Source organism: Acinetobacter terrae (assembly GCF_002135195.1).
Lineage (GTDB): Bacteria > Pseudomonadota > Gammaproteobacteria > Pseudomonadales > Moraxellaceae > Acinetobacter > Acinetobacter terrae.
Genome location: NZ_NEGF01000007.1, coordinates 20,117 through 44,020 on the forward strand (window position 1 = coordinate 20,117; position 23,904 = coordinate 44,020).

Genomic DNA, 23,904 nt, shown 5'->3' on the forward strand with positions numbered 1-23,904 from the left:
TATACCTCAATCTTTTTAAAGTTCAGTCTTCTTATACGTCGCTATTTTCAGCTAATTACGCAAGAAGACGAGTCCGCATTTTTTCAAGCTTGTTAAGTGCAGAGTCATCTATCACTTGGTCGCCTGCACGAATAACAACACCCGCAATTAACGCTGGGTTAACTTCTACAGTAACATTTACAGCAGCGTTAAATTTTTTCTCTAACGCTTGAGCCAGTAATTGTTCTTGTACAGAAGTTACAGGGAATGCTGATTCAATCACAACATCCACAGTATTGTTATTCTGTGATTTGAGCAGTTCGTATTCTGCTTCAATTTCAGGTAACAACGCTAAACGATCGTTGTCTGCAAGAAGAGTCAAAAAGTTTGACACTTCTTGAGTTTGATTCTCACCTAAAACTTTTGCAAAAACACTTACCTGCTCAGCAGGAGTAAGCTCAGGGCGATTCAAATAAGCGGAAAATGCTTCGTCTTGCACCGCAGCACTGAGCACTTGTAACACATTCGACCAATTGTCAGTTGCACCTTGCTCAGAAGCGAAAGCAAATGCTGCTTTTGCGTACGGGCGTGCCAACGTCAAGAGTTCAGCCATAATCGCCTCGCTTAAAGTTTAGCAGCCAGCTGAGTAAGCATGGCATTGTGAGCTTCCGCATCAACTTGCTGGTTCAGAATTTTTTCTGCGCCAGTAACTGCCAAGGCAGCAACTTGTTGACGTAATTCTTCGCGTGCAGCATTGATTTCAGTATCAACAGTTTCTTTCGCCTGTTGACGGATACGCTCACCTTCAGCAGATGCTTGAGTACGCGCTTCTTCGATCAATTGTGCACCACGACGGTTCGCTTGTTCGATCAATTGAGCCGCTTGTGCTTTTGCCGCATCTAATTCAGCTTTCACTTGAGCTTGCGCATCGGCAAGGTCAGCTTTTGCTTTTTCAGCAGCATTTAGCCCATCAGCGATACGACGCTGACGTTCACTAATCGCATTGATTAGTGGTGGCCATACAAACTTCATGCAGAATGCGACAAACATCGCAAATGCAATTGCTTGGCCAATCAATGTGAGGTTGATATTCATAGCTATTCCTCAATAGTTTAATTTAGGAATTAAGCTGATTAACCTACAAATGGATTAGCGAAGATGAAGAACAAGCCAATACCAACACCGATCATAGGCACAGCATCAAGAAGACCTGCGATTAAGAACATACGAGTTTGAAGTTGTGGAGCCAATTCTGGTTGACGAGCAACAGCTTCAAGGAAACGGCCGCCTAAAAGACCAAAACCAATCGCAGTACCTAAAGCACCAAAAGCGATCAAGATAGCAGATGCAATTGCAACTAGACCTAAAGTGAGTTCCATGATAATTCCTCAGAGGTTAGGTTTTATACCAAATTAAGTTAGAAAACTGTACCCAACCATCTCGTGATAGTCAGGTAATACCATTAATGTTTTTCGCTAGCCATACTCAAGTATACGATAGTTAGCATCATGAAAATGAATGCTTGTAGCGTAATAACAAGAATGTGGAAGATCGCCCAAGGCACAGACAACGCCCACTGGATCCAGAACGGTAATAACGCGATAAGAATGAAGATTAATTCACCCGCATACATGTTACCGAACAGTCGTAGAGCCAATGAAACTGGACGTGCAAGGAAGGTTACCAATTCCAAAATTAAGTTCACTGGAATAAGCAACGCTTTTGCAACTGGGTTACTTGGATTGAACGGGTTAAGTGCCAATTCGCCAACGAAACCGCCAATACCCTTTTCACGGATACTGTAGAACAAGATAAGGACAAATACAGACAATGACATACCAAGGGTAATGTTAGGGTCAGTAGATGGAACAATCTTGAAGTAAACGTGGTGAGGATCCATACCAAATACGTTTGAGCCAATAATTCCTGCCAGATGCGGAATGAAATCTACTGGAAGTAAATCCATCGCATTCATCAGGAAAATCCACACAAAAATTGTGAGGGCTAAAGGCGCGATCAAACGTGATTTGCCATGAAAAGTATCGCGGACACTTGAGTCAACAAACTCGATAATCATTTCAATTGCAGACTGGAACTTGGTAGGAACACCAGAGTTTGCAGCTTTCGCTACACACCAGAACAACAAACAGAAAATCACACCAAGCGTGATAGACCAACCCATTGAATCCAAGTGAATAGCAGTGAACCCCATCTGTTGAGCTTCATCAGCAGTCTCAGCCAATTTCCAAGAACCATCCGGCATTTTGCCATAGGTTAAATTGGTCAAGTGATGCTTGATATACTCGGTCGAAGTAAGCGCATGTTCTTCAGCAGCCATAAATCACACCTGGTCAATGTCAAATACTAAATAGAGTGAACGAACATCGCGTGCTGCCTGATATCTCGTCCATCTCCTAAAAAACTTTTCAATTTTTTGTTGTGCTTAAACCCGTTTTTGTAGACGTGACGCCAAAAAAGGAGCGACCCACGACATGGTTTGAACGAGGATAAAACCACAAAACAACGCCACCGCTGACAACGGTTTAACGTTACTTAAAATTAAAATGAAACCAACGATCACAATTGCAAACTTGCCCATCAAGCCTCGATACATGTTCGAAAGAACCTGTTTTGAAGCTCGCGCACCTGCGGCTCGAAACGATTGCCAAGAAAAATAACAACTTGCAAGCCAACACACCAACGCACCAAGTGCGGCACTGTAGGCTGCAGTCGAGTCTTTCAGGACCCACGCTATCAAGGCTGAAACAGGGATCATGCATGCTTGTAAGATGACCAAAGCTTTCGCTAATCGTCGATCAATCATGCGACTAGTTCGGCTCATTATTTATTCACTCACAGCATTCATGCTTGACAAGTTTAGCTGATGATCGTTTTTAATCGCAGGCATTATAGAGTTACACCCCTGAACATGCAATCTTTTCCCGACCTAAGTCTGGTTTTTTTCAACGAAAAAGCTGCTTTGATACTAATCAATAGTTGTTTATTTTTTGTATTACTTTCGTGCATTTAGCACACAGTTATGGGTTTGCTCGGCAAGTTTTTTCCAAGCCACGACAAAATCCCCTGCCCCACCCATGCTTTCATCTACTGCCTGAAAGGTAATCGGATTCAATTTCTGGTATTGATTTTTACTGGCATGTCCTTCTGCCAACAGGCACATATTGCGACTTGGACGGCTATCATTTAGGTATTTAATTTGCGCCATAGTCGGTGCGACATGTGGATCATCGGTCAATGCACCGGCAAATTTCAAATTTAAGGCACGTTCCAAATATTGATAAGCATCGTGATATGCCCAGTAGGTCTTTGCAGATGAAGTTGCGTTATATTGTTGTGCAGTCAGCAACATCTCTTGGGCAAAGCGCTTGGCATTGGTCCAATAGGCATCTTTATGTTCTGGCATTTGCTGTGAACGCAGTGCAGCAATAAAGAAGCCAATCCGCACCGCATTATTCGGATCAAGCCAAACATGGGTATCTACGGTATTGTTTAAAGCCACACCACGGGTATTGCGCTGTGGCAATGTTTGCACGATACCAGAATCTAAAACAGAAATGGCTTTGGGATTATCAGACAACAACTTATCCAGCGGTGCTTCATGTGCTTTGCCCAACCAGATCACCAGTGAAGCATCCAGAATAGCTTTGCGATGTGCAGGCGTAAGTGTGACATCGTGTCCAGTTTGATCTGCCAATAACAGTACAGGCTTTTCAATCCCTTGCGTGATTTCTTCAGCAATAAGATAAATTGGATGCGTAGAGACCACTAAACTTTGTGACCAGCTTAAGGTACTGAATAAAGCAAGCGCACAAAATGCAAAGAAACGGGACATGAAAGAAGATCACCAAATTTTCAACAGGTGTTATAATATAACAAATAGACAAAAATACCTACGGCTAATCGAAACGGGTATCGCTTCATGTTAAGATTTAATGTCCATTTGTTTTTATAAATTTCGCACTTGAGGTTGGCTATGAGCTTATGTTCGCACGAACATCACAATGCATTACATGGCGTACATGACCATCATAATGTCGAAACACGACTGGCTGAAGCTGAAAGTCTCTGTGCGCTGACTGGCGCACGTTTAACCCCGTTACGCAAAGAAGTATTAGGACTGATTTTAAATGCCACAGGTCCAATGGGTGCATATGACTTATTGGCTAAAATCAAGAGCGATTCAGACCGCCCTGCTGCCCCCCCGACGGTTTATCGTACTTTAGACTTCTTATTAGAAAAAGGTTTAATCCACCGTTTAACTTCTATTAATGCCTACATTCCATGTTGTCATCCTCGTGAAGGACATCAGGCGGCATTTTTAATTTGTACCCATTGCAAAAATGTGACAGAAGCTTCTGCACAGGGTTTATTAACACAATTAGATGCGCTTTCAGCATCTGATCAATTTACTGCACATCACAGTATTATTGAAATTTCTGGGATATGTCAGCAGTGTCGCAACAAACAGTAACAGCTCACACACTGATTGCCTTAGACAAAATCAGTGTGCGCATCGATGAGCGTGACATTTTAAAGAATATCGATTTCGCCTTACATGAGCGAGAAATTGTCACGCTGATTGGTCCGAATGGCGCAGGGAAATCCACCCTGATTAAAGTCCTATTAGGGATTGTTAAAGCCAATTCAGGCAAAATTCATAGTCATAAAAAATTAAAATTTTCTTATGTGCCGCAAAAGTTTAATCCGTCGCATAGCTTGCCTTTGCGTGTACGAGACTTATTGGCTTTAGAAAAATGCGATGCGGATAGAAAAGCAGAAATTATTTGCGATACCGGTATTACCAAACTCCAAGATTCTAAAGTACAGCAACTATCTGGCGGTGAACGACAACGTGTTTTGTTGGCACGTGCTTTACTTCGTCAACCCGATGTTCTGGTTCTTGATGAACCGATGCAAGGTTTAGATATTCAGTCAGAAGCTGAACTGTACGAATATGTAAGAAGCTTGCCGATAAAATATGGTTGTGCCGTGTTAATGGTATCGCACGACCTACAATGGGTGATGCAAGGTACGCACCGCGTAGTGTGTTTGAATAAACACATCTGCTGCAGTGGCTTACCTGAAAATGTGCAGAAGCATCCAGAGTATCAAGCTATTTTTGGTACCAACCGTGCGTTCTATCAGCATCATCATGATCATTGCGCACATGGTGATAGTGCAACCTCGTGCCAGCATGATCCTCGCCCACATATTCACCCCGAACCGGAAGCTTAAGCCATGATGGAATGGTTACAAATATTGTTACCTGCATGGACCATGGGAACGCTACTGGTGTTTCTGACTGCTCCACTGGGTTGTTTAATGTTATGGCGACGGATGTCTTTTTTTGCGGATACCATGGCGCACGGTACTTTACTGGGTGTTGCGATTGCCGGTGCTTTAAGCCTGCCACTCTGGTTAGGCGTGACCTTTTTGGCATTCTTGTTGGTCGGGATTTTATGGGTACTGCATGACCCTCGCCTACCCAATGATGCTTTACTGGCCCTTTGTTCAGCCACCCTGCTCTGCTCAGGTTTATTGTTTATTCAGCATATTCCAAGCTTAAGACCGGAACTGCTCAGCTATCTATTTGGCGATCTACTACAAATTTCGTGGTCAGATCTACCGATGTTTGCTTTTGTCATTATTGCCGCTTTGGCTGTGCTGTATAAAAACTGGCAAGCACAAATTCAAATTGCAATTGACCCTGATATGGCAATCAGTGAAGGCGTGAATGCCAAATGGCAACGTCTGGTGTTTATGTTGTTATTGGCATTATTTACCGTGTTGGCTTTACGTGCCGTAGGTTCATTGTTGATGGGTGCTTTACTTGTTATTCCGGCATTAACTGCACGCTTACTCGCACACTCGCCAAAACAGATGGTGGTTTGGGCTTTTGTGATTGCACAAATCGGGATTAGTGTAGGTTTATGGTCAAGTGCAGGTTTAGATACATCGACTGGCTTAACGATTGTGCTCACCATGGCGATTTTATTTGCCGTGATTTTTGCAGTGCAGAAGTTTAAAAAGTTGGCTTAGTCTTTCCTTTATATATCTATCATTTTTACGATGCTTTTTATTTTCCAACAACCTCTCCTTAAAGGAGAGGAAAAACAATCTTTACTGATTACTGATGTACAAAACTAAGTAATCCAGCTGCACAGCTAAACAACACTGCAAAAGTTCGGTTCATATATTTCTGCTGTTTTGGTGATTTCAGTAACCGTAAAACTTTGGCTGCCAATCCGGTATAGCCGGCCATGACAATCAAATCAATCGTGACCATGGTCAACGCCATAATCAGATATTGAATCCACTGTGGTTTGGATAAATCTAAAAACTGCGGCAACACTGCAAGTAAAAACACAATAGCTTTGGGATTACTCATATTGACCAAGAAGCCATGCAAGACCAGTTTAGCAATCGATTTATTCGGTTGTTCGTGTTGAATCTCAATCGACTGAGTTGGTGCTTTCCATTGCAGATAAGCCAGATATAACAAATACAACACCCCAAACCATTTTACTACCAGAAAAGCCCATGGTGTAGTCGCAAAGAGTACCCCTACCCCGGCTGCGACAATTCCGATTTGCACTAATAATGCAAGTTGCAGACCTAAAGCATTCCAGTAGCCACGGCGAAAGCCATAATTTAAACCACTCGACATGGAAGCGATTGCACCTGCACCCGGCGAAATACTAATCACCCAACAAGCCAACATATACGCTAGCCAAATTTGGTAAGACATAAAATACAAGAAGATAGAAAGACCGACTTATTATATGACTTTTCATCTTTTAGAAGCTTTAAAAATCAACTATCAAAATAAAACTTTGGGCTATTCACTCAGGCAGTGATAAGGCACAATAAAGCCAGCCACATATTTTATAAAAATTGTTAGGAGCCATGTATGACTGCCCAATCTGTAATTTTACCATTACCTTCAGATCATGCTCGGTTTATTGTTTTACGTTTAAAAGACTTAACGATTGATGAGTTAAAAGAAAAGCTTGCAGATTTATTTACTACACGTGATCGTTTAATCACACAGCATCCTAACGCGCAAATTAAAACGGGTGTAGCGTTTGGTCCTGCACTTTGGGCAAAACTCTATAATCAAACCCCTGAAGATTTTAAACAATTGGAACCGATTCAAGGTTCATTTCAAATGCCTGTTGTCCCTGCTGATGTTTTAATTCATGTTGCATCTCAACGCACTGACATTTGTTTTGCATTAAGCCAATCTTTCTTTGAAGGTATTCAAGATAAAGTTGAAGTGCTGGATGAACGGGTATGCTTCCGTAATTTTGACGGTCGTGACCTGACAGGTTTTATTGACGGAACTGAAAACCCACAATTCCCAGATGACCGTGCCGAAGTCGCTTTACTCGGTGAAGATGCTGGCGTTTTTGCTGATGGTTCATTCGTATTTGCACAACGCTATGCGCATAACTTGGCAAAATGGAAACAACTAAAAGTTGATACACAAGAAAATGTGATTGGTCGAACCAAGTTAGAGTCTATTGAACTGGATGACGAGGTTAAGCCTGAAAATGCGCACATTGCCCGTGTTGTGATTGAAGATGAGGAAGGTGAAGAAATGGAAATTTTACGCCACTCTCTTCCTTATGGTGATGGTAAAGGTGACCAAGGTTTGTTCTTTATTGCTTATACCAAAAAATTAGAAATTATAGATCATATGTTGCAACATATGTTTGGTACCACTGGCGACGGTATTCATGACCGCCTTCTTCACTTTGTAACCCCAGTTGATGGTGCTTATTACTTTGCACCGAGTGAGGAATTGCTGGAAGAAGTTTTGGAAGGGTAAAGTAAAATGTAGCTATTATTTACATTAGCCAAAATTACAAGAAAGAATTTAATGTGAAATAAAGATAACTAGAAGCCACTTAGGAAGTTAATTTACACCTTAAAGCTTCTAGTACACTCTTTTAATTTAATTTTTATCACTTCCTTCGGCTATTTATAATTTTCTAAAAATTTTATTCGTTTATGATTTTCTTGTGCATAACAATCAATTAAATAAATGGGTGCTTCTCTCCCCCCTTCTGCCTCTTTATATTCAGCTGTACATTTATTTTTTCGGTTTTTCAACCATACTCTTTGGCTTACTAATAATTCTTTTTTCTTAACTTTATTCATTAATTTAATTTTGTCTTTATATTTTATATTTAAAAATTTATCTGACTCTAAATAATCTTTTGAGACACAATACATTAAATCCTCTTGCATAGGACTTCCTTCTTTACATTTGACTTTTAGAGCATCTTTATATAAAAAATCCTCAGGAATAACTGCATGAGCATTTAAAGAAATTAATAAAATTAAACAAAATAAAAATTTATTTATAGCAATCACATTTTAATCCTTTTTCAAAAATTTTTGCTTCATCTTCGCGTCTTGCTTGTAAACCTCTATTTTGTTTTGTTGTCCACAAACGTTTCATACTTCTTAAAGATATAGGAACATTACTTCCACTTTTTTTCAAATCTCCCTGAATTTCTCTCATTTCTTTTCGTCTATTTCCTTTAAGACCTATATATCGATTATATACAAGCGATAAAATAGCACCTTGACAATGAGGATGATATTTTAAAATATCAGGGTAAATTTTTAATGTATCCTCTGCATATCTTTTCTTTACTATCATTACCATATCATAAGCTTTATTTTTACTTATCGTAATATCGGATAGGCTACTAACTAAGGCTTGTGCAGATACGCCTTTTTTCCCTTGAGCTTTTAATAAGCGTTGAATTTGATTTGGAGTATAATATAAAGTTAAATCTTTTTTAATTTGTTCTGTACTCTGTTGTCCTAAATCATAACCATATCCTAATGTTACTCCACTTTTACCATCTCCTCCTTTACTCGGCACATAAGGTTGAGATTCATATTTTTCCCATTTTAAAATTGATTCAAGAGATTCTTTTGAAATAATCATTATTCCTAAAGATGTTTCAAAAGAATATGTTTGAATAATACATTCAGAAGAGCAATCTTTATGATTAATGCTTTTATTTATGACTGGTTTATCTTGTTGAGTACTTCCCTTCGTTACATCCACATCTAAATGCAACTTAACAGAACGTGCATTTATTCTTTGTGGCAAATAATCTACAGATTTTAGTGGAGTACCATCAGGTCTATATACTGTTATCTTCACCCATTTTCCGATATGACCCCGAACTACAATCTTTCCATTTGAAGCAGTGATTATATTTTTTTCTCCACTATCTAGAGCTAATATTTCAACGTTTGTTTTTTCTACAATATAATTATTGTCATTTTTATCCAACAGAGTGATCGTCGATAAACTTTTAAAACTATCATATGGTTCATCTAATTTAATAAGAATTGGCTGTTTGGAACCATTGCCAGAATTTACAGATTTTTTTAGAATAAATTTATCATTAGATGTCAGAACTAAAATTTCTATTTCTCTATTTGGGGAAGATTCTATTTCTGCAACCCCTTCTTTATTAGTAGAACGTTCAAAAGTTTTTTTCCCTTTGGGTCTAGATTGAATAGGAAAATTAAACATAACTTTTCCTGTACTATCTACAACTTTAAATAAAGTAAACACTGTTCCACTTGCAGGCTGTTTTACATTTCCCTTTTTATATTCCTCAATAGTTTTTGGCAATTGAACTTTTATCGGATTATGGTCAGATGAAACTATGGATGAGTTGATCGTTTTAAAAACTGTATAATCTTTAGCATTCGGTGGTTTAGCTAAAATTTCGACTATCCTGTTAGAAGAAGATTGAAACACGAATAATCCATTATCATCTGTTTTTTGAAGATTCTCTCTTATTGACCCTTTATAACGAGACTTTACATTTAAATTGATAACTCGACGTCCCGACTTGTCATAGAATTTAGACGTAATGGTGACTAAACTACTCATTAATCAAAGTCCTCTTCTGTATAAACTTCATCATCCTCAAAAATCTCTCCTTCTATTTCTTCTATCAGTTCATCAATATTGTCATTTGATATTTCCTGACTTAAATAAGTATTTAAAGAGTTAAATCCCAATGCTGTAAATTCTGATTGTTGCGGAGTATAGAACCTTAAGGAACTAATGATTTTTTCACTATTTAATTCATTTTTAATATTTTTAATTAATTTTCCATCTGATTTACCAACAATAAAAATCTCCTTTTCACCCTCAGATGGCTTGTTCCACATATAATCAATTTGATTGCTATAAGGAGTTTCAAACATTGGCAAACTTACCTGAGGTGTCAGTACTTTTGCCCCTCCCACAAAACTATGCTGCCCAGCCTTACTCTCAAACTTGCCACCCGTAGTTGTAAAAACACCTTCGGCATTGATCTTTAACTGTGAACCGCCTGCAGTCAGTACAATCTCTTTAGGGCTAGTAATTTCAATTTTATCTTCGGTAGAAATCAGCTTAATGACCTTGCGAGCGATGGCTTCAATTGCATCATCCTGCGCTTGAAGTTCAACTTTACCTTTTGCAGCAAAGGCTCTGAATCCTTCTTGTGCTGCAAAAAGACTAATTTTTTTACTTGCATGCCCAATCAAAGACTTTTGTGTACTGAAGTTGATACTCTCTCCTGCACTATGGTTAATCTGTTGATCTGCTGAAATATGGATATCTTCATTTGTTGCAAGCGCAATCGAATTGGGTGCAGCCAATAGCATTAAAGCCTGTTTAAATGTATCCGCTTGCTCTTTTTCCCCACTTTCAATGTGGTCAAGAAAAGCCTTCAAATTTTCCAAAACATCTAACGGATCCGTTAACTGATTTTCCGCAACTTGACTCAATGCTTCAGAATTATTCAAACTCGATTGCAGTTGAGTTCTTGCTTCATTTGTACCGAGATGATGACCATTGGCTTGATCTTGAGAATATGTCGAAATCAGCAGACCTTTCCCCGCACGAACAGCTCCATATTGATCGGTTCTTAACTCAAATCCTTCACCACGCCCATCACTGATTTCTTTATCTTTGGGATGGCTCAAGTTACCCAAATTCAATTGGCTTGCCCCATGACTGCTGTGCAATTGGGTACTGATCTGTCTGGTGGTGTCATCAAAACGGAGTTGGTTAAAGCCTGCTCCAGCCACTTCTTGCGAACGGATGCCACTGAGCTTTTTGGTATCGGGTAACTGCCCTTTGATATCAAACATGGTTTGATGGCGTTCAGCTTCATGAATTCGCCCAACCACAAATGGCCGATCAACATCACCTTCAAAGAAGTCGATCACCACAATTTCACCAATTCGGGGATGGAATCGCGCGCCATAACCTTCACCTGCCCAAGGGGTCAACACATCTACCCAGGCTGAGTCGGTATCGTTTTCATTACTCCCCGCACCGCCATCGTGACCATGGTCGTCCACACGAGTAAACATGAAGCGAACTTTGATGCGTCCCCATGCATCCACAAAAATAGTTTCACCTTCAGGTCCAACGACTTTGGCTCGTTGTGGATAGGCCGCAGGTCGATGCATTAAAGGACTATATTCAGGCACTACGGGGACATTACGACGTACTAGATACAGCTCATTGGCTTGTCGTTCATCTCCTTGGTGTTGCCAACGGCTTAAAGTTAATAAGACATCTAACTGACGGAGAATATCTTTCGGTAAATTATTCTGGTTATAAAAAGCTTTGCCTAAAATCAGGAATTCTTTATCTGAACCTGAATGCAGATCAATTTCAGGATGATCGATTAATTCAAACCAATAACCCACCTGTGCATCACGTACACTACTATTGGCGGTGAAGTATTTGGCCTGCAAGTCTTGGTATTGGGACAGCTGCTGATTAAGCTTTTCTAATTGGTTACTACCTGAAATCGTGGTCTGATCGGTACCGGTTAAATCTGATGTCCATGCTGGGCTGATGGTCCAGGCTTGCTCCAAACTTAAAGTTTCATTATCTTGCAACTCACTATGTTGATGATTACTGAGCAGACTATTGGCTTGATCTTGCGACAGGCTGTTGGCTTGCCAACGCTGTACCTGAATTGCGGTGGACTGCAAAGAGCGTTCGGCGATAAAACTGGTGATGCTATCTAGGCGTTCTGTGGCATGACTACGATGAAATCGGATTGATCTTCTGCTTAAAGCACTATATTGATGATTATCATCAATCAAACGTAGTTTCTGCGGCTGAATCGCGGAGGAGGAAACTGCAACTCGGTGTTCAGACTCATCAATCAGCCAATTAATGCCTTCACTGCGCCACAGTCGTGTGAGAAATTCATAATCCGTTTCATTGGCTTGCATTACGAAAGGACGAATATCGTATTCTCGGGTTAAGCCCTGAATATTTAGACTTAAGCTGGCGGCAAATAAGGCACTTTTACTTTGCCATTCTCTAAACAGTATTTCACTGATATCACGCACGCTTTTGTTCATAAACACACGACTATTCTGGCGCTTGTGCCAGAGTGCCGACGCATCTTCAATGGTGATTTTATAGAGGGTGAGTGCCCCATCACTTTGACCTTGGCTGGCACCAGTAATGATACCAGTGATTCGTGAGAGTTCACCTAAATCAGTGACTTGATCGACAGCTACACGTCCACCTATAAATTGCTTTAGGGGAATATGGGCATTGGTCGACAAGCAAATCAATTCAGCCTTAAAGCCATGATTAATGCGATGTTGTCCTTCAATTCTTTGAATAAAGACCTGAGGATTAAGCAATTCGTTGGAAAAATATAAATGCAGGGCACGTTTTTGCAAACTTAAGCCCATACCTTCAATCACAGCATGGATAGTGTTTAACATAATAATTTATTGTTTTAAGAATATTATTTTAATGAGTGGCTGCATTCTAAGAAATGTTGTTTTTTTAGTCTAGTGAGTTTTTTGTTAATTCGATAAAAAAACCATACATCCAATTCAACCTATTTAAATCTGTTAAAAAATACAGAGATTAAATTAGACTTTTATTTTTCGGTTCCTGTCTTACTGCTACACTGAAAAGAATAACAATATTCAAGAGTTCGGGTCATGATTGACATCCATTCCAAACTGCCTGCACAAGGGATCACCATTTTCAGTGTGATGACCGCAATGGCACATCGCCTGAATGCCTTAAATCTCTCTCAAGGTTTTCCCGATTTTGCAGCCCCTCCTGCACTGTTAAAAGCGTTAAGCCAAGCTACTTTGGATGGCTTTAATCAATATGCACCAAGTGATGGACTGATTTCACTACGCGAACAATTGGCACATCAATTTTTAAAACGCGATCAACTGGTGATTGATCCCGTCACTGAAATCACCATTACCCCAGGCGCAACCATCGGGATTTTTTGTACTATTCAGGCGCTGATCCATGCGGGTGATGAAGTTATTATTTTCGACCCCTGCTATGACAGTTATGGCCCCAGCGTGAAACTGGTGGGTGGCAGAGCCATTCATATTCCTCTGGTTGCACCCGAGTTTTCCGTAAACTGGAATCAGGTTAAAGATGCCATCAACGACAAGACCCGAATGATCATTGTGAATACCCCTCACAACCCTACTGGTGCAATTTGGTCACGTCAGGACTGGTTAAATTTAATTGAGCTGATTCGTGATAAAAACATTGTGGTGCTGTCCGATGAAGTCTATGAACATCTGATTTATGATGGTAAAAAACATTATTCCGCACTGTCTTTTCCTGAATTGCGTGATCGCAGTATTGTGGTGGGTTCTTTTGGTAAAACCTTCCATGTCACGGGCTGGAAAACCGGTTACTGCATTGCCTCACCCGAACTGATGAAACTATTTAGACAGGTTTATCAATTTGTCAGTTTCTGCGGTGTCACGCCGATACAAATGGCACTGGCGACTTTTATGCAGCAGCATCCTGAACATATTGAACAACTTGCCGACTTCTATCAGGATAAACGCGATCTATTTAATTCAGGCATTCGCAACTCACGTTTTCATTTTACTCCGTCACAAGGAACCTATTTCCAGAACTTAAATTACAGTGCCATTCGCCCCGATTTAAACGATATCGAGATGTGTAAATTTCTCGCGGAACATCATGGCATTGTGGCGATTCCTATTTCAGTTTTTTATCAGCAGGCGCCCGAAAATTTACGTTTAATTCGCTTTTGTTTTGCCAAAAAAGATGAAACCTTAGAACAAGCCTCTGCCATTTTATCTGCTGTTTAAGTTCATGATTTATTAATAAATTTAAGCCTTAGTTACTTAACAACGCTTAGTTACTTAACAGCTAAGGCTTTTTTAAGCGAACTCAGGTAGTGTGATTTTAAATCTGAAAAATGATAAAAATACCTTTACAGGACGTTCAATGTCTCAACATCAATCACTGCTCGATCAACAAAAATTATGGAAAACCTTTTTAATTTTCCTGTTGCCGTTGATTGCAACCAATATTTTGCAAAACCTTTCAGGAACGATTAATACCATTTTTGTAGGGCAAATGATGGGGGTGAATGCCATTGCAGCAGTGGCTGTATTCTTCCCGATTTTGTTTTGTCTGCTGGCTTTTGTGATTGGCCTTTCAGCGGGTGCAACCGTATTGGTTGGACAAGCTTGGGGGGCGAAAAATGTTGAAAAAGTTCGCTGTGTGGTCGGCTCTACCCTGTTTATGACTTTAATTGGCGGCAGTATTATTGCCCTGTTTGGGGTGCTTTTTGCTGAACATATTTTACTTGCCTTAGGCACGGATCCGGATGTCATGCACCTGTCACTGCCTTATGTACAGTGGATGCTTGCCGGCAGTCCCTTGCTGTTTATTTATATTATTTATACGTCAATTTTACGTGGAGTCGGTGACAGCACCACCCCGCTGATTGCGTCAGGCATGACCATTCTGATTGGCGTATTAATTACCCCTGTGCTGATTGCGGGGTATTTTGGCTTTCCGAAAATGGGCATTATTGCACCTGCTATTGCCACCATTGTCGGTTACCTTGCAGTACTGATCTTTTTGGCCGTGTACTTAAATAAAAAAGATCATCCGCTTAAGCCTGACCGTCATCTGCTCAGTCATATTCGCCATCAACGCGAACTCAGTATAATCATTCTACGTTTAGGCATTCCAACCGGCATTCAGATGGTGACAACTTCAGTTGCCGGTTTGGTGATTGTAGGTTTGGTGAATCGTTATGGTTCCCATGCCACTGCAGCCTATGGTGCAGTCAATCAGGTGCTGAATTATATTCAATTCCCTGCCCTATCTATCTCTATTGCCGCGTCGATTTTTGCTGCTCAAGCTATTGGTGCAGGTAAATCGGAACTACTGAACAAAGTCACGCGTACTGCACTGGGTATGAATATCGTCATTACGGGTGGATTGGTAGCTTTAGCTTATCTATTCTCAAAATATCTGATGGCGCTATTTATCACCGACCCGACGGTGGTTGTACTTGGGCAGCAACTTTTATTTATTGTATTGTGGTCGATTATCTTCTTTGGTGCGAGTGCCATTTTTGCTTCCATCATGCGTGCCAGCGGTACCGTAACTGTCCCAATGATCATTAACATTGTTGCCATTATTGGCATTGAAGTGCCATGCGCTTATTTGTTCAGTCAATGGTGGGGCTTACAAGGCATTTGGTATGCGTACGCACTGGCATTTGTTTGCTTAAGTATTCTTCAAGGTCTGTATTATCAATTTATCTGGAAGAAAAAAACCGTTAAAGCGTTAATTTAAAAGTCCTTTAAGCAAATCAATGCTCTTTGCAAAACCCGCTGCAAAAGGCTGATAAATGTGATTTAAATCCTTATCCCATATATTTTATAAGGATTTAATTTTATCGTATTTTCCAAGCTTCTAATTCCTTGTTATAACCCTGTGAAAATGAATGATTACAACAGGGTATGACCATGTCGAAACGACAAATTAAACTGGGTGCTTTTATTCCCACCACCTCACAGCACGCAGCAGGCTGGCGTCACCCGCAGTCTCGTCCACAAGATCATCTAAGCATTGATTACGTTATTGAATTGGCAAAAACTGCTGAGAAAGGTTTATTTGATGCCTATTTTCTTGCCGACGGTTTATCGGTGAACTGGAGTCATGGCGCTTCCAAAAACAAGCAAAGTATTGGTTATAGCGACAAAGTTGTCGGTTTTGAACCCGTAACATTATTTGCTGCCATTTCAGCAGTGACCAAGCACATTGGTTTTATTGCCACGGCCTCAACCACCTATGAAGAACCTTACCTTTTGGCACGTAAATTTGCCTCACTAGATCACATTTCAAAAGGTCGTGCTGCATGGAATGTGGTGACCACTATTTCGGCGGATACGGCACGTAATTTTGGTTTTACTGCGCATCCAGATGCAAAAGTCCGTTATGAACGTGCCGATGAATTTATTGAAGTCACCCAAAAACTTTGGGATTCCTGGGAAGACGATTCGTTCTTATATAATAAAGAAAGCGGTCAATTCTTTGATGCCAACAAGCAGCATGAACCGCGACATACAGGCAAATATTTCAATGTACAAGGTTCACTGAATGTTCCTCGTCCACCGCAAGGCTATCCGGTCATTGTACAAGCCGGTCAGTCGGAAGATGGTCGTGAACTTGCAGCAAAATATGCCGAAGTCATTTTCACTGCGCAACAAAGTTTGGATGATGCACAAACCTTCTACCGTGATGTCAAAGCACGTTTAAGCAAATATGGTCGCCATGCCGATGACTTAAAAATCATGCCAGGCGTGTCGATTTTCGTGGCAAAAACCGAGCAAAAAGCGCAAGAAAAATATCAGTTGTTGAATAGCCTGATTCATCCAGATGTTGGTTTAGGCTTACTTTCCGGTTTGGCAGGCAATATTGATTTATCTCAATTTGATTTAGATGCTCCATTTCCAAAACTTGATGAAACAGAAATCAATTTTAGCAGCCGTCAGCAAATGATGATTGAAATTGCACAAAAACATAATTTTAGCATTCGCCAGCTGTATGAATATATTGCCTCAGCACGTGGTCACTGGACCTTGATTGGTACACCTAAACAAGTGGTCGATCAATTACAACAATGGTTCGAAAATGAAGCTGCGGATGGCTTCAATGTATTGCCCCCTTCGACCCCCGCGGGTCTGGATGACTTTGTGGAATTTATTGTGCCTGAACTGCAACGTCGCGGCCTGTTCCGTACCGAATATGAAGGTACAACCTTACGTGAAAACTTAGGTTTAAAACGTCCTGAAAATCAATATGTGCTGGCACAACAACAAGCTCAGACATCTTAATCCAAGAACGATTTAAAATGCCCTTCGGGGCATTTTTTATGCCGCTTTTTAAAGATCACACCATTTTGATCTATCTAAAAAACAACATAAGAATAGAGATTATCCCTTTTCGACCAATACATAGCTTTTCATATAAGTACTGCATTTTTTCTACTGTCTGATTTGAAACAAAGCAACGTTTTTACTGTTGAATCTTAAACACATAAAAATATTATGTATTTTATATTATTGTTTTAATTAGTATTTATCATTGGCACAAAGTTTGAATGAGATGTTCTGAATATTTATTAGAATCCATAGGATATAACAATGTCAAAACGTCAAATTAAACTCGGTGCCTTTATTCCCGCGACCGCTCAACATGCTGCAGGCTGGCGTCATCCTGAATCTCGCCCTCAAGATCATTTGAATATTGATTACATTATCGAACTGGCAAAAACCGCAGAGAAAGGTTTATTCGATGCCTACTTTTTAGCAGATGGCCTATCCGTTCGTTGGGGTTCGGCAATTGAAGGTGAATTGGGCTTAGGGGATAAAGGCGTCGGCTTTGAACCTGTGACCTTGTTTGCTGCGCTGTCTGCAGTGACTAAAAATCTGGGCTTTATTGCGACGGCATCAACCACCTATGAAGATCCGTATCTATTAGCACGTAAATTTGCTTCGCTGGACCATATTTCTAAAGGTCGTGCCGCATGGAACGTCGTGACAACGGCTTCAGCTGATACCGCGCGTAACTTCGGCCTAGAACAGCATCCGGATCCTAAAACACGTTATGAACGTGCCGATGAATTCATTGAAGTAACCCAAAAGCTTTGGGATTCTTGGGAAGATGATGCCTTTATTTACAACAAGGAAAGTGGTCAATTTTTCCATGCCGATAAAATCCATGAACCTCAACATAGCGGCAAATATTTCAGTGTACAAGGACCATTAAACGTCTCTCGCCCACCGCAAGGTTATCCTGTGATTGTGCAAGCGGGACAATCCGAAGATGGCCGAGAACTTGCAGGCAAATATGCTGAAGTGATTTTCACCGCACAACAAAATCTAGCCGATGCACAAGAATTTTACCGTGATGTGAAAAGCCGTTTGGCCAAGTATGGCCGCCAGCCAGATGATCTTAAAATCATGCCAGGCGTGTCAATTTTCGTTGCGAAAACTGAACAAGAAGCGCAGGAAAAATACCAATTACTCAATAGCTTAATTCACCCAAAAGTCGGTTTAAGTTTACTGTCAGGTTTATCGGGCGGGATTAATTTAGAGAAATATGATTTAGATGCCCCGTTCCCGAAACTTGAAGATGCCGACATTAACTTCTCAAGTCGTCAGCAAATGATGATTGATATTGCGCGCAAGCATAATTTCACCATTCGCCAACTTTATGAATATATCGCCAGCGCACGTGGTCACTGGACCTTGATTGGTACGCCGAAACAAGTAGTAGATCAGCTGCAAAACTGGTTTGAAAATGAAGGTGCAGATGGCTTTAATATTTTGCCGCCGACGACCCCTGCCGGTCTGAATGACTTTGTTGATTTTATTGTGCCTGAACTGCAGCGTCGTGGCTTATTCCGTACCGAATATGAAGGCACGACACTGCGTGAAAACTTAGGTTTAGCACGTCCTGAAAATCAATATGTTTTAGAAAAACAGCAAAGCAAAGCTTCATAAATTGTGCTTGAGCCTGTTCATTTAGAGCAGGCTTTTTACGTTACTTCAAATGAAGTACAAAGATTGAAACAAGATAAAAAATAGGATAATTAACATGGCTAAACGTCAAATTCGCTTAGGTGCTTTTGTACCGGGAACATCACAACACGTTGCAGGTTGGCGCCATCCCGAAGCTCGCCCACAAGACAGTCATAATCTAAAATATTTTATTGAACTGGCAAAAACCGCTGAACGCGGCCTGTTTGATGCGTATTTTCTTGCCGATGTTCCAGTCACAGTCGACCCAGACACCACGCCCAATTTAGGCTTAACAGGAGGTTTTTCCGCAGGTCTTGAACCTGTTTCACTGTTTTCAGCACTCGCTGCAGTCACTGAGCATATTGGCTTTATTGCCACCGCTTCAAGCACCTATGAAGAACCGTACAATTTGGCCCGTAAATTCGCCTCACTCGATCATTTATCTGAAGGTCGTGCGGCTTGGAATGTGGTGACTACTTCGGGTCCAATCGTAGCGAAAAACTTTGGTTTAAACGATGCGCCGCATCCGAAAGAACGCTATGAACGTGCCGATGAATTTATTCAAGTGGCACAAAAACTGTGGGATACCTGGGAAGATGATGCCTTTGAGTACAACAAAAAAACTGGTCAATTCTTTGACGGTGACAAACTGCATCCACCGCGTTTTAAAGGTAAACATTTAGCCTTACATGGCGGACTCAATATCGCGCGTCCACCGCAAGGCTATCCGGTAATTGTACAAGCCGGTCAATCGGAAGATGGTCGTGAATTGGCGGCTAAATTTGCCGAAGTCATTTTCACTGCACAGCAAAAAATTGAAGATGCACAAGCCTTTTATAAAGATGTTAAACAACGTTTAGTCAAATATGGCCGTCATACCGATGACCTGAAAATTATGCCGGGTGTTTCGATTTTTGTAGCGGAAACCGAAGAAGAAGCAAAAGCGAAATATGATGAACTGAACAGCTATATTCACCCATCACTCGGTTTATCTTTGCTACAGCAATTGGGCGGTTTTACCGAAGACCTCAGTCAATACAACCTCGATGAACCTTTACCTGAACATATCGGTCAAATTGAAAATGGTGCCAGCCGCAACCAACTGATTTTAGACATTGCCCGTCAAAACAATTTTACTATTCGCGAGTTGTACCAATGGATCGCAAGCGCACGCGGTCACTGGACCATTATTGGTACACCTGAAAAAGTGGTCGATGAACTTCAGGCTTGGTTTGAAAATGAAGCCGCGGATGGTTTTAATATTTTGCCACCAACAACCCCAGCGAGTTTAGATGATTTTGTTGATTTAGTGGTACCTGAACTGCAACGTCGTGGCCTGTTCCGCACTGAATATGAAGGCAAAACTTTACGTGAAAACCTAGGTTTAAAACGTCCAGAAAACCAATATGTTTTGGCACGTCAGGAAGTGAAAGCGTCTTAATTTAAAATCAGTTGAATATCCCTCATTCATGAGGGATTTTTTATGCCAGATCATTTTAATTCGACATAAAAAAACCTACTTTACGCAGGCTTTTGGATAACACATAAAGCACAATTACCAAGCAAATTGATAATCTGAAAACTTCGCTGGCTGTTTGTTGCTGTGTAATTGGTCTTTTAAAGGATCGCTAAAATCGAGCAGAATATTATTTTTAATATTGTGTAAACGCACATCTTCACGTTTACGCGGATGCGCAACCGGTACATCCACAATGCGTTTGATTCGACCCGGATGTGGCTGCATCACCACCACACGATCACCTAAAAATACCGCTTCTTCAACGTCATGGGTCACAATCACCATGGTGATTTTTTCTGCCTGCCAAATCCGCTGTAATTCATCTTGCAGGTTTTGACGGGTTAAGGCATCAAGTGCACCAAACGGCTCATCTAAAAATAAAATTTCCGGACGATTCACCAGACTTCGTGCAATGGCAACACGCTGGTTCATCCCGCCTGAAAGTTGCGATGGAAAAGCATCTTTAAACTTGGTCAATTTGACCAATTCTAAATGCTCATCGATGATTAGATCTTCTTCGGCACGGCTTAAATTGCTTTGATGCAATGCAATGCGAATATTTTCTGTCACACTTAACCACGGAAAAAGACGGTGATCTTGAAACACAATCCCGCGGTTTAAACTGGTGCCAAAAATCTTTTTACCATCAACGTGTATCTGGCCTTGATAGCTATTTTCCAGTCCAACCAATAAGCGTAACAGTGTGGATTTACCACAACCACTGCTACCGACAATACTAATAAATTCACCCGGTTGAATGTCTAAATTAATATCGTCCAGCACGGTTAATGCTTCATCATTTTGAGTCGGATAGGTTTTACTGAGTTGCTGAATAGATACATGGCCGGTCTGTTGCTGTGTCATATCTCAATTCTCCTGTAAAGCTTGAGGCAATGGCGAATTAAAGCTTCGCCAATGACACTTCTGTCGATTTGATCAATACCACCACTTCAGAACCGACTTTCAGATCAAGATCTTTGACTGAACGGGTACTAATAATTGAAGTGAACAAACCGGCTTTGGTTTCCACATTTATTTCTGAAACAACGTCCCCTTCTAATACTTCTTGAATAACGCCTTTGAATTGGTTACGTACGTTAACGGCTGTGATTGTCATTATAATTACTCTGTGTTTATGATGTTGTTAATATAAAATACTTTTGGCTGATTATTTATCTCGATTTAATATTTAGTTATGCGTGCTTCATTTATCTATTTAACAGATATATTTATCAAAAAGCGTTTATGCAGCAAAACAGATAATTAAATATCGTTTTATTATTTATTTTTCGATATTAAATATTTCATGATGAGCTCAATTTTTATAATGAAGCAAATCATATGTCTATATTAACGCATCCTAGCGTCAGTCAGACGGTTCGCTACGAACGCGCACGAGCGACCGTCTTTGAAGATCCATTGTCAAAGGCACTGCTGGAGCGCATTGAACAAATTGCGCCAAGCGATGCCAATGCCTTGATTATTGGTGAAACCGGTACCGGTAAAGAGTTGGTTGCCAGACAAATTCATGCCCTAAGTCACCGTGCCAAAGGCCCTTTTATTGCAGTCAATTGTGGTGCTTTAACCGAATCATTAGCAGAAAGCGAATTATTCGGTCACGAAAAAGGTGCGTTTACCGGTGCAATTCATCAGCGGATTGGCTGGTTTGAAGCGGCGCATAATGGCACCTTATTTTTAGATGAAATAGGTGATTTATCGCTGTCTATGCAGGTAAAATTACTGCGTATTTTACAAGAACGGGAGATTGTTCGGGTCGGCTCGCTCAAGCCGATTCGGATCAATGTACGCATCATTGCTGCAACCAATGTCGACCTTGAAAAAGCAGTGCTGGAAGGCAAATTCCGTGAGGATTTATTTTATCGCCTATATGTCGCTTTGCTACGTATTCCGAAGCTTTCAGAGCGTCGCGATGACATTTTACCCTTGGCTAAATTCTTTGTGGAACGCTATCAAACTGACCCGCATGCAACGCCGTTACGTATCAGTCCACTTTCGGTTAAAAAGCTGTTACAACATCGTTGGCCGGGCAATATTCGTGAACTGGAAAATACCATTCACCATGCAGTTTTGGTCAGTCAGAATGGTGTGATTGAACCGGAGGATATTCGCTTCTCAAACCTGTTACATAGTCGTAGCAAAGGACAAAATCAAAGTGCACCGCAAAATGATTTAAACAACAACGCTTTGCCGGAAATTTTGGCCAACACCGATGCTGAAAAATTGTTGCAATCGACCTTTCAACATTTGTTCCAAGCCTCACAGCAATTGCCGCAACTCAATATCAATGAGTTAATTGAAGAACAATTTATTCGTAGTGCCTATACTTACTGTGAATACAATCAGGTGCATACTGCAAGGTTACTGGGCGTGACACGTAACGTGATTCGCACGCGTTTAATGAAATATGCATTATTATAATTAAATCTATTTTTTAAAATAAAAACCTAGCATAAATATTAAAAATCTATATCAATTATCTTAAAGGCTTTATTTTAATTCAAAATAAAAAATTTAATATTTTATTTATTTTAAAGCTCGTAGATTTCTTATCTTAGAAAACATAAAAAAGCAGTGAATCAACACTGCTTTTTTGCATTTTAATTTTTAGATATTAATATTATTCTGATGGATTACGTTTCCAAGCGGTAAAGTATTTTTCCAACCCAATCAAAATATAGTTAAAAGATAAGCCCACTAAAGTAATCACTAAAATCCCCACAAACATTTGTGGAATTTCAAAACTAAATTGTGAATACATAATCAGGTAACCCAGACCGGCTTTGGCACCAAACATCTCAACCGCAACCAGCGCAAGGATGGAGATCGCCCCTGCCAAACGGATACCAACGAAAATGGTTGGTACTGATGCTGGTAAAATGACTTTACGGAACAGTTGATACGGTTTTAAGCCCATGGTGCGTGCTGATTTAATCAGCAAAGGATCGACTGTTTGTACACCGGTAATGGTATTTAACAGAATCGGCCATGTGCAGGCGTAAACCAATAAACTGATTTTAGATGCTTCACCAATGCCTAGAAATAAAATAAACAACGGCATTAATGCCAGCGCTGTGGTATTACGAAACAGCTCCAACAATGGGTTTAAAGTTTCTGCCACCAATTTATACCAACCAATGATCAAACCCAGTGGAATGGCAATGGCTAAGGCCAAAACAAAACCAATAATCGAGCGTTGAATACTGGCGCTAAAATGCGTACCCAGTTGTCCACTTTGGTACAGCTGCCATGCAGTATCCAACACTACAGACAATGGCGGTAAAAAGGCTGGACTCACCACACCTAAGCGCGGCAAACTTTCCCATAATAATAAGAACAACACGATGGCAATACTGCGTTTAAAAATCGTATTGAGCCAAGTCAGTTGTAAGCGTGGTTTTGCCACAGTATAAGTTTGGCGATGTGGAATCGCCTGTTGAGTCGATGACATA

Annotated in this window: 23 protein-coding genes; 10 read left to right on the forward strand and 13 right to left on the reverse strand. The window is 40.5% G+C overall.

Features of this window, described 5'->3' with window-relative positions; genetic code table 11:
* Nucleotides 1–55 precede the first annotated feature (55 nt).
* The 6 genes from B9T23_RS09200 to B9T23_RS09225 all read right to left on the reverse strand — a co-directional run bounded on the left by B9T23_RS09200 (nt 56) and on the right by B9T23_RS09225 (nt 3,832).
* Nucleotides 56–592 (reverse strand): F0F1 ATP synthase subunit delta, encoded by a 537-nt coding sequence (locus B9T23_RS09200; protein ID WP_086193904.1) that lies wholly within the window; start codon nt 590–592, stop codon nt 56–58.
* A gap of 11 nt (nt 593–603) precedes the next feature.
* Entirely contained in the window at nt 604–1,074 is a 471-nt protein-coding gene (locus tag B9T23_RS09205; protein ID WP_067725895.1) for a F0F1 ATP synthase subunit B, read from the reverse strand.
* 38 nt (nt 1,075–1,112) lie between these two features.
* Nucleotides 1,113–1,358: a F0F1 ATP synthase subunit C gene (atpE, locus tag B9T23_RS09210; protein WP_000424060.1), complete on the reverse strand. Its 246-nt coding sequence runs from the start codon at nt 1,356–1,358 to the stop codon at nt 1,113–1,115.
* A gap of 83 nt (nt 1,359–1,441) precedes the next feature.
* A complete protein-coding gene (gene atpB / locus B9T23_RS09215) occupies nt 1,442–2,317 on the reverse strand; it encodes a F0F1 ATP synthase subunit A (protein ID WP_067725893.1) in 876 nt (291 codons plus the stop codon).
* 105 nt (nt 2,318–2,422) lie between these two features.
* Nucleotides 2,423–2,821, reverse strand: a complete 399-nt coding sequence (locus B9T23_RS09220; RefSeq protein ID WP_086193905.1) for an ATP synthase subunit I — start codon at nt 2,819–2,821, stop codon at nt 2,423–2,425.
* A 171-nt stretch (nt 2,822–2,992) separates the two neighbouring features.
* Nucleotides 2,993–3,832 (reverse strand): metal ABC transporter substrate-binding protein, encoded by an 840-nt coding sequence (locus B9T23_RS09225; protein WP_086193906.1) that lies wholly within the window; start codon nt 3,830–3,832, stop codon nt 2,993–2,995.
* Nucleotides 3,833–3,973: 141 nt separating this feature from the next.
* On the opposite strand from B9T23_RS09225, the gene B9T23_RS09230 reads away from it, so the two are divergent.
* From B9T23_RS09230 to znuB, 3 genes are read left to right on the forward strand one after another with little or no spacing between them, the layout of a single operon-like run.
* Nucleotides 3,974–4,471 carry a transcriptional repressor gene (locus B9T23_RS09230; protein ID WP_067725886.1) on the forward strand — a complete coding sequence of 166 codons (498 nt, stop codon included), beginning with the start codon at nt 3,974–3,976 and terminating at the stop codon, nt 4,469–4,471.
* Nucleotides 4,444–5,235: a zinc ABC transporter ATP-binding protein ZnuC gene (znuC, locus tag B9T23_RS09235; protein WP_086193907.1), complete on the forward strand. Its 792-nt coding sequence runs from the start codon at nt 4,444–4,446 to the stop codon at nt 5,233–5,235. Before B9T23_RS09230 ends, znuC begins: the two co-directional genes overlap by 28 nt.
* A 3-nt stretch (nt 5,236–5,238) precedes the next feature.
* Nucleotides 5,239–6,039: a zinc ABC transporter permease subunit ZnuB gene (znuB, locus tag B9T23_RS09240; RefSeq protein ID WP_067725882.1), complete on the forward strand. Its 801-nt coding sequence runs from the start codon at nt 5,239–5,241 to the stop codon at nt 6,037–6,039.
* A gap of 88 nt (nt 6,040–6,127) precedes the next feature.
* Here znuB and B9T23_RS09245 read toward each other — a convergent pair whose 3' ends face one another.
* Nucleotides 6,128–6,748, reverse strand: a complete 621-nt coding sequence (locus B9T23_RS09245) for a LysE family transporter (protein WP_086193908.1) — start codon at nt 6,746–6,748, stop codon at nt 6,128–6,130.
* Between the two features lie 162 nt (nt 6,749–6,910).
* Between B9T23_RS09245 and B9T23_RS09250 the strand changes: the two genes are divergently transcribed.
* Nucleotides 6,911–7,831 (forward strand): Dyp-type peroxidase, encoded by a 921-nt coding sequence (locus B9T23_RS09250; protein WP_086193909.1) that lies wholly within the window; start codon nt 6,911–6,913, stop codon nt 7,829–7,831.
* A 149-nt stretch (nt 7,832–7,980) separates the two neighbouring features.
* Here the strand turns inward: B9T23_RS09250 and B9T23_RS09255 are convergent, their stop codons facing one another.
* Genes B9T23_RS09255 through B9T23_RS09270 form a run of 3 tightly spaced genes read right to left on the reverse strand, consistent with a single transcriptional unit; the run spans nt 7,981 to nt 12,795 of the window.
* Nucleotides 7,981–8,379 carry a lysozyme inhibitor LprI family protein gene (locus tag B9T23_RS09255; RefSeq protein ID WP_086193910.1) on the reverse strand — a complete coding sequence of 133 codons (399 nt, stop codon included), beginning with the start codon at nt 8,377–8,379 and terminating at the stop codon, nt 7,981–7,983.
* On the reverse strand, nt 8,363–9,931 hold the full coding sequence (locus B9T23_RS16960) for a pesticin C-terminus-like muramidase (RefSeq protein ID WP_228145915.1): 1,569 nt from the start codon (nt 9,929–9,931) through the stop codon (nt 8,363–8,365). The genes B9T23_RS09255 and B9T23_RS16960 overlap by 17 nt, the downstream gene beginning before the upstream one ends.
* Nucleotides 9,931–12,795 (reverse strand): type VI secretion system Vgr family protein, encoded by a 2,865-nt coding sequence (locus B9T23_RS09270; RefSeq protein ID WP_086193911.1) that lies wholly within the window; start codon nt 12,793–12,795, stop codon nt 9,931–9,933. Before B9T23_RS09270 ends, B9T23_RS16960 begins: the two co-directional genes overlap by 1 nt.
* A gap of 225 nt (nt 12,796–13,020) precedes the next feature.
* Here B9T23_RS09270 and B9T23_RS09275 point away from each other — a divergent pair, with 225 nt between their 5' ends.
* From B9T23_RS09275 to B9T23_RS09295, 5 genes are all read left to right on the forward strand, one after another.
* On the forward strand, nt 13,021–14,175 hold the full coding sequence (locus tag B9T23_RS09275; RefSeq protein WP_086193912.1) for a methionine aminotransferase: 1,155 nt from the start codon (nt 13,021–13,023) through the stop codon (nt 14,173–14,175).
* A 139-nt stretch (nt 14,176–14,314) separates the two neighbouring features.
* The gene (locus tag B9T23_RS09280) at nt 14,315–15,682 is read left to right on the forward strand and encodes an MATE family efflux transporter (RefSeq protein WP_086193980.1); all 1,368 of its coding nucleotides are present in this window, start codon (nt 14,315–14,317) and stop codon (nt 15,680–15,682) included.
* A gap of 173 nt (nt 15,683–15,855) precedes the next feature.
* A complete protein-coding gene (locus B9T23_RS09285; protein ID WP_086193913.1) occupies nt 15,856–17,226 on the forward strand; it encodes an LLM class flavin-dependent oxidoreductase in 1,371 nt (456 codons plus the stop codon).
* Between the two features lie 309 nt (nt 17,227–17,535).
* On the forward strand, nt 17,536–18,897 hold the full coding sequence (locus tag B9T23_RS09290; protein ID WP_086193914.1) for an LLM class flavin-dependent oxidoreductase: 1,362 nt from the start codon (nt 17,536–17,538) through the stop codon (nt 18,895–18,897).
* A 94-nt stretch (nt 18,898–18,991) separates the two neighbouring features.
* Nucleotides 18,992–20,356: an LLM class flavin-dependent oxidoreductase gene (locus B9T23_RS09295; protein WP_086193915.1), complete on the forward strand. Its 1,365-nt coding sequence runs from the start codon at nt 18,992–18,994 to the stop codon at nt 20,354–20,356.
* A 114-nt stretch (nt 20,357–20,470) separates the two neighbouring features.
* On the opposite strand, the gene B9T23_RS09300 is transcribed toward B9T23_RS09295, so the two are convergent.
* Nucleotides 20,471–21,298: an ABC transporter ATP-binding protein gene (locus B9T23_RS09300; RefSeq protein WP_086193916.1), complete on the reverse strand. Its 828-nt coding sequence runs from the start codon at nt 21,296–21,298 to the stop codon at nt 20,471–20,473.
* A gap of 37 nt (nt 21,299–21,335) precedes the next feature.
* Complete coding sequence (locus B9T23_RS09305; protein ID WP_086193917.1) at nt 21,336–21,551, reverse strand: TOBE domain-containing protein; 216 nt, start codon at nt 21,549–21,551, stop codon at nt 21,336–21,338.
* 224 nt (nt 21,552–21,775) lie between these two features.
* On the opposite strand from B9T23_RS09305, the gene B9T23_RS09310 reads away from it, so the two are divergent.
* The gene (locus B9T23_RS09310; protein WP_086193918.1) at nt 21,776–22,873 is read left to right on the forward strand and encodes a sigma-54 interaction domain-containing protein; all 1,098 of its coding nucleotides are present in this window, start codon (nt 21,776–21,778) and stop codon (nt 22,871–22,873) included.
* A 199-nt stretch (nt 22,874–23,072) separates the two neighbouring features.
* Here B9T23_RS09310 and B9T23_RS09315 read toward each other — a convergent pair whose 3' ends face one another.
* Nucleotides 23,073–23,903, reverse strand: coding sequence for an ABC transporter permease (locus tag B9T23_RS09315; protein ID WP_086193919.1), 831 nt, complete (start codon nt 23,901–23,903; stop codon nt 23,073–23,075).
* Nucleotide 23,904: the final 1 nt, after the last annotated feature.

Excerpts from the sequence above, each read along its gene's own strand:
- B9T23_RS09200 (WP_086193904.1), bottom strand. The coding sequence starts at position 592 with ATGGCTGAACTCTTGACGTTGGCACGCCCGTACGCAAAAGCAGCATTT.
- B9T23_RS09205 (WP_067725895.1), bottom strand. The coding sequence starts at position 1,074 with ATGAATATCAACCTCACATTGATTGGCCAAGCAATTGCATTTGCGATG.
- atpE (WP_000424060.1), bottom strand. The coding sequence starts at position 1,358 with ATGGAACTCACTTTAGGTCTAGTTGCAATTGCATCTGCTATCTTGATC.
- atpB (WP_067725893.1), bottom strand. The coding sequence starts at position 2,317 with ATGGCTGCTGAAGAACATGCGCTTACTTCGACCGAGTATATCAAGCAT.
- B9T23_RS09220 (WP_086193905.1), bottom strand. The coding sequence starts at position 2,821 with ATGAGCCGAACTAGTCGCATGATTGATCGACGATTAGCGAAAGCTTTG.
- B9T23_RS09225 (WP_086193906.1), bottom strand. The coding sequence starts at position 3,832 with ATGTCCCGTTTCTTTGCATTTTGTGCGCTTGCTTTATTCAGTACCTTA.
- B9T23_RS09230 (WP_067725886.1), top strand. The coding sequence starts at position 3,974 with ATGAGCTTATGTTCGCACGAACATCACAATGCATTACATGGCGTACAT.
- znuC (WP_086193907.1), top strand. The coding sequence starts at position 4,444 with ATGTCAGCAGTGTCGCAACAAACAGTAACAGCTCACACACTGATTGCC.
- znuB (WP_067725882.1), top strand. The coding sequence starts at position 5,239 with ATGATGGAATGGTTACAAATATTGTTACCTGCATGGACCATGGGAACG.
- B9T23_RS09245 (WP_086193908.1), bottom strand. The coding sequence starts at position 6,748 with ATGTCTTACCAAATTTGGCTAGCGTATATGTTGGCTTGTTGGGTGATT.
- B9T23_RS09250 (WP_086193909.1), top strand. The coding sequence starts at position 6,911 with ATGACTGCCCAATCTGTAATTTTACCATTACCTTCAGATCATGCTCGG.
- B9T23_RS16960 (WP_228145915.1), bottom strand. The coding sequence starts at position 9,931 with ATGAGTAGTTTAGTCACCATTACGTCTAAATTCTATGACAAGTCGGGA.
- B9T23_RS09270 (WP_086193911.1), bottom strand. The coding sequence starts at position 12,795 with ATGTTAAACACTATCCATGCTGTGATTGAAGGTATGGGCTTAAGTTTG.
- B9T23_RS09275 (WP_086193912.1), top strand. The coding sequence starts at position 13,021 with ATGATTGACATCCATTCCAAACTGCCTGCACAAGGGATCACCATTTTC.
- B9T23_RS09280 (WP_086193980.1), top strand. The coding sequence starts at position 14,315 with ATGTCTCAACATCAATCACTGCTCGATCAACAAAAATTATGGAAAACC.
- B9T23_RS09285 (WP_086193913.1), top strand. The coding sequence starts at position 15,856 with ATGTCGAAACGACAAATTAAACTGGGTGCTTTTATTCCCACCACCTCA.
- B9T23_RS09290 (WP_086193914.1), top strand. The coding sequence starts at position 17,536 with ATGTCAAAACGTCAAATTAAACTCGGTGCCTTTATTCCCGCGACCGCT.
- B9T23_RS09295 (WP_086193915.1), top strand. The coding sequence starts at position 18,992 with ATGGCTAAACGTCAAATTCGCTTAGGTGCTTTTGTACCGGGAACATCA.
- B9T23_RS09300 (WP_086193916.1), bottom strand. The coding sequence starts at position 21,298 with ATGACACAGCAACAGACCGGCCATGTATCTATTCAGCAACTCAGTAAA.
- B9T23_RS09305 (WP_086193917.1), bottom strand. The coding sequence starts at position 21,551 with ATGACAATCACAGCCGTTAACGTACGTAACCAATTCAAAGGCGTTATT.
- B9T23_RS09310 (WP_086193918.1), top strand. The coding sequence starts at position 21,776 with ATGTCTATATTAACGCATCCTAGCGTCAGTCAGACGGTTCGCTACGAA.
- B9T23_RS09315 (WP_086193919.1), bottom strand. The coding sequence starts at position 23,903 with ATGTCATCGACTCAACAGGCGATTCCACATCGCCAAACTTATACTGTG.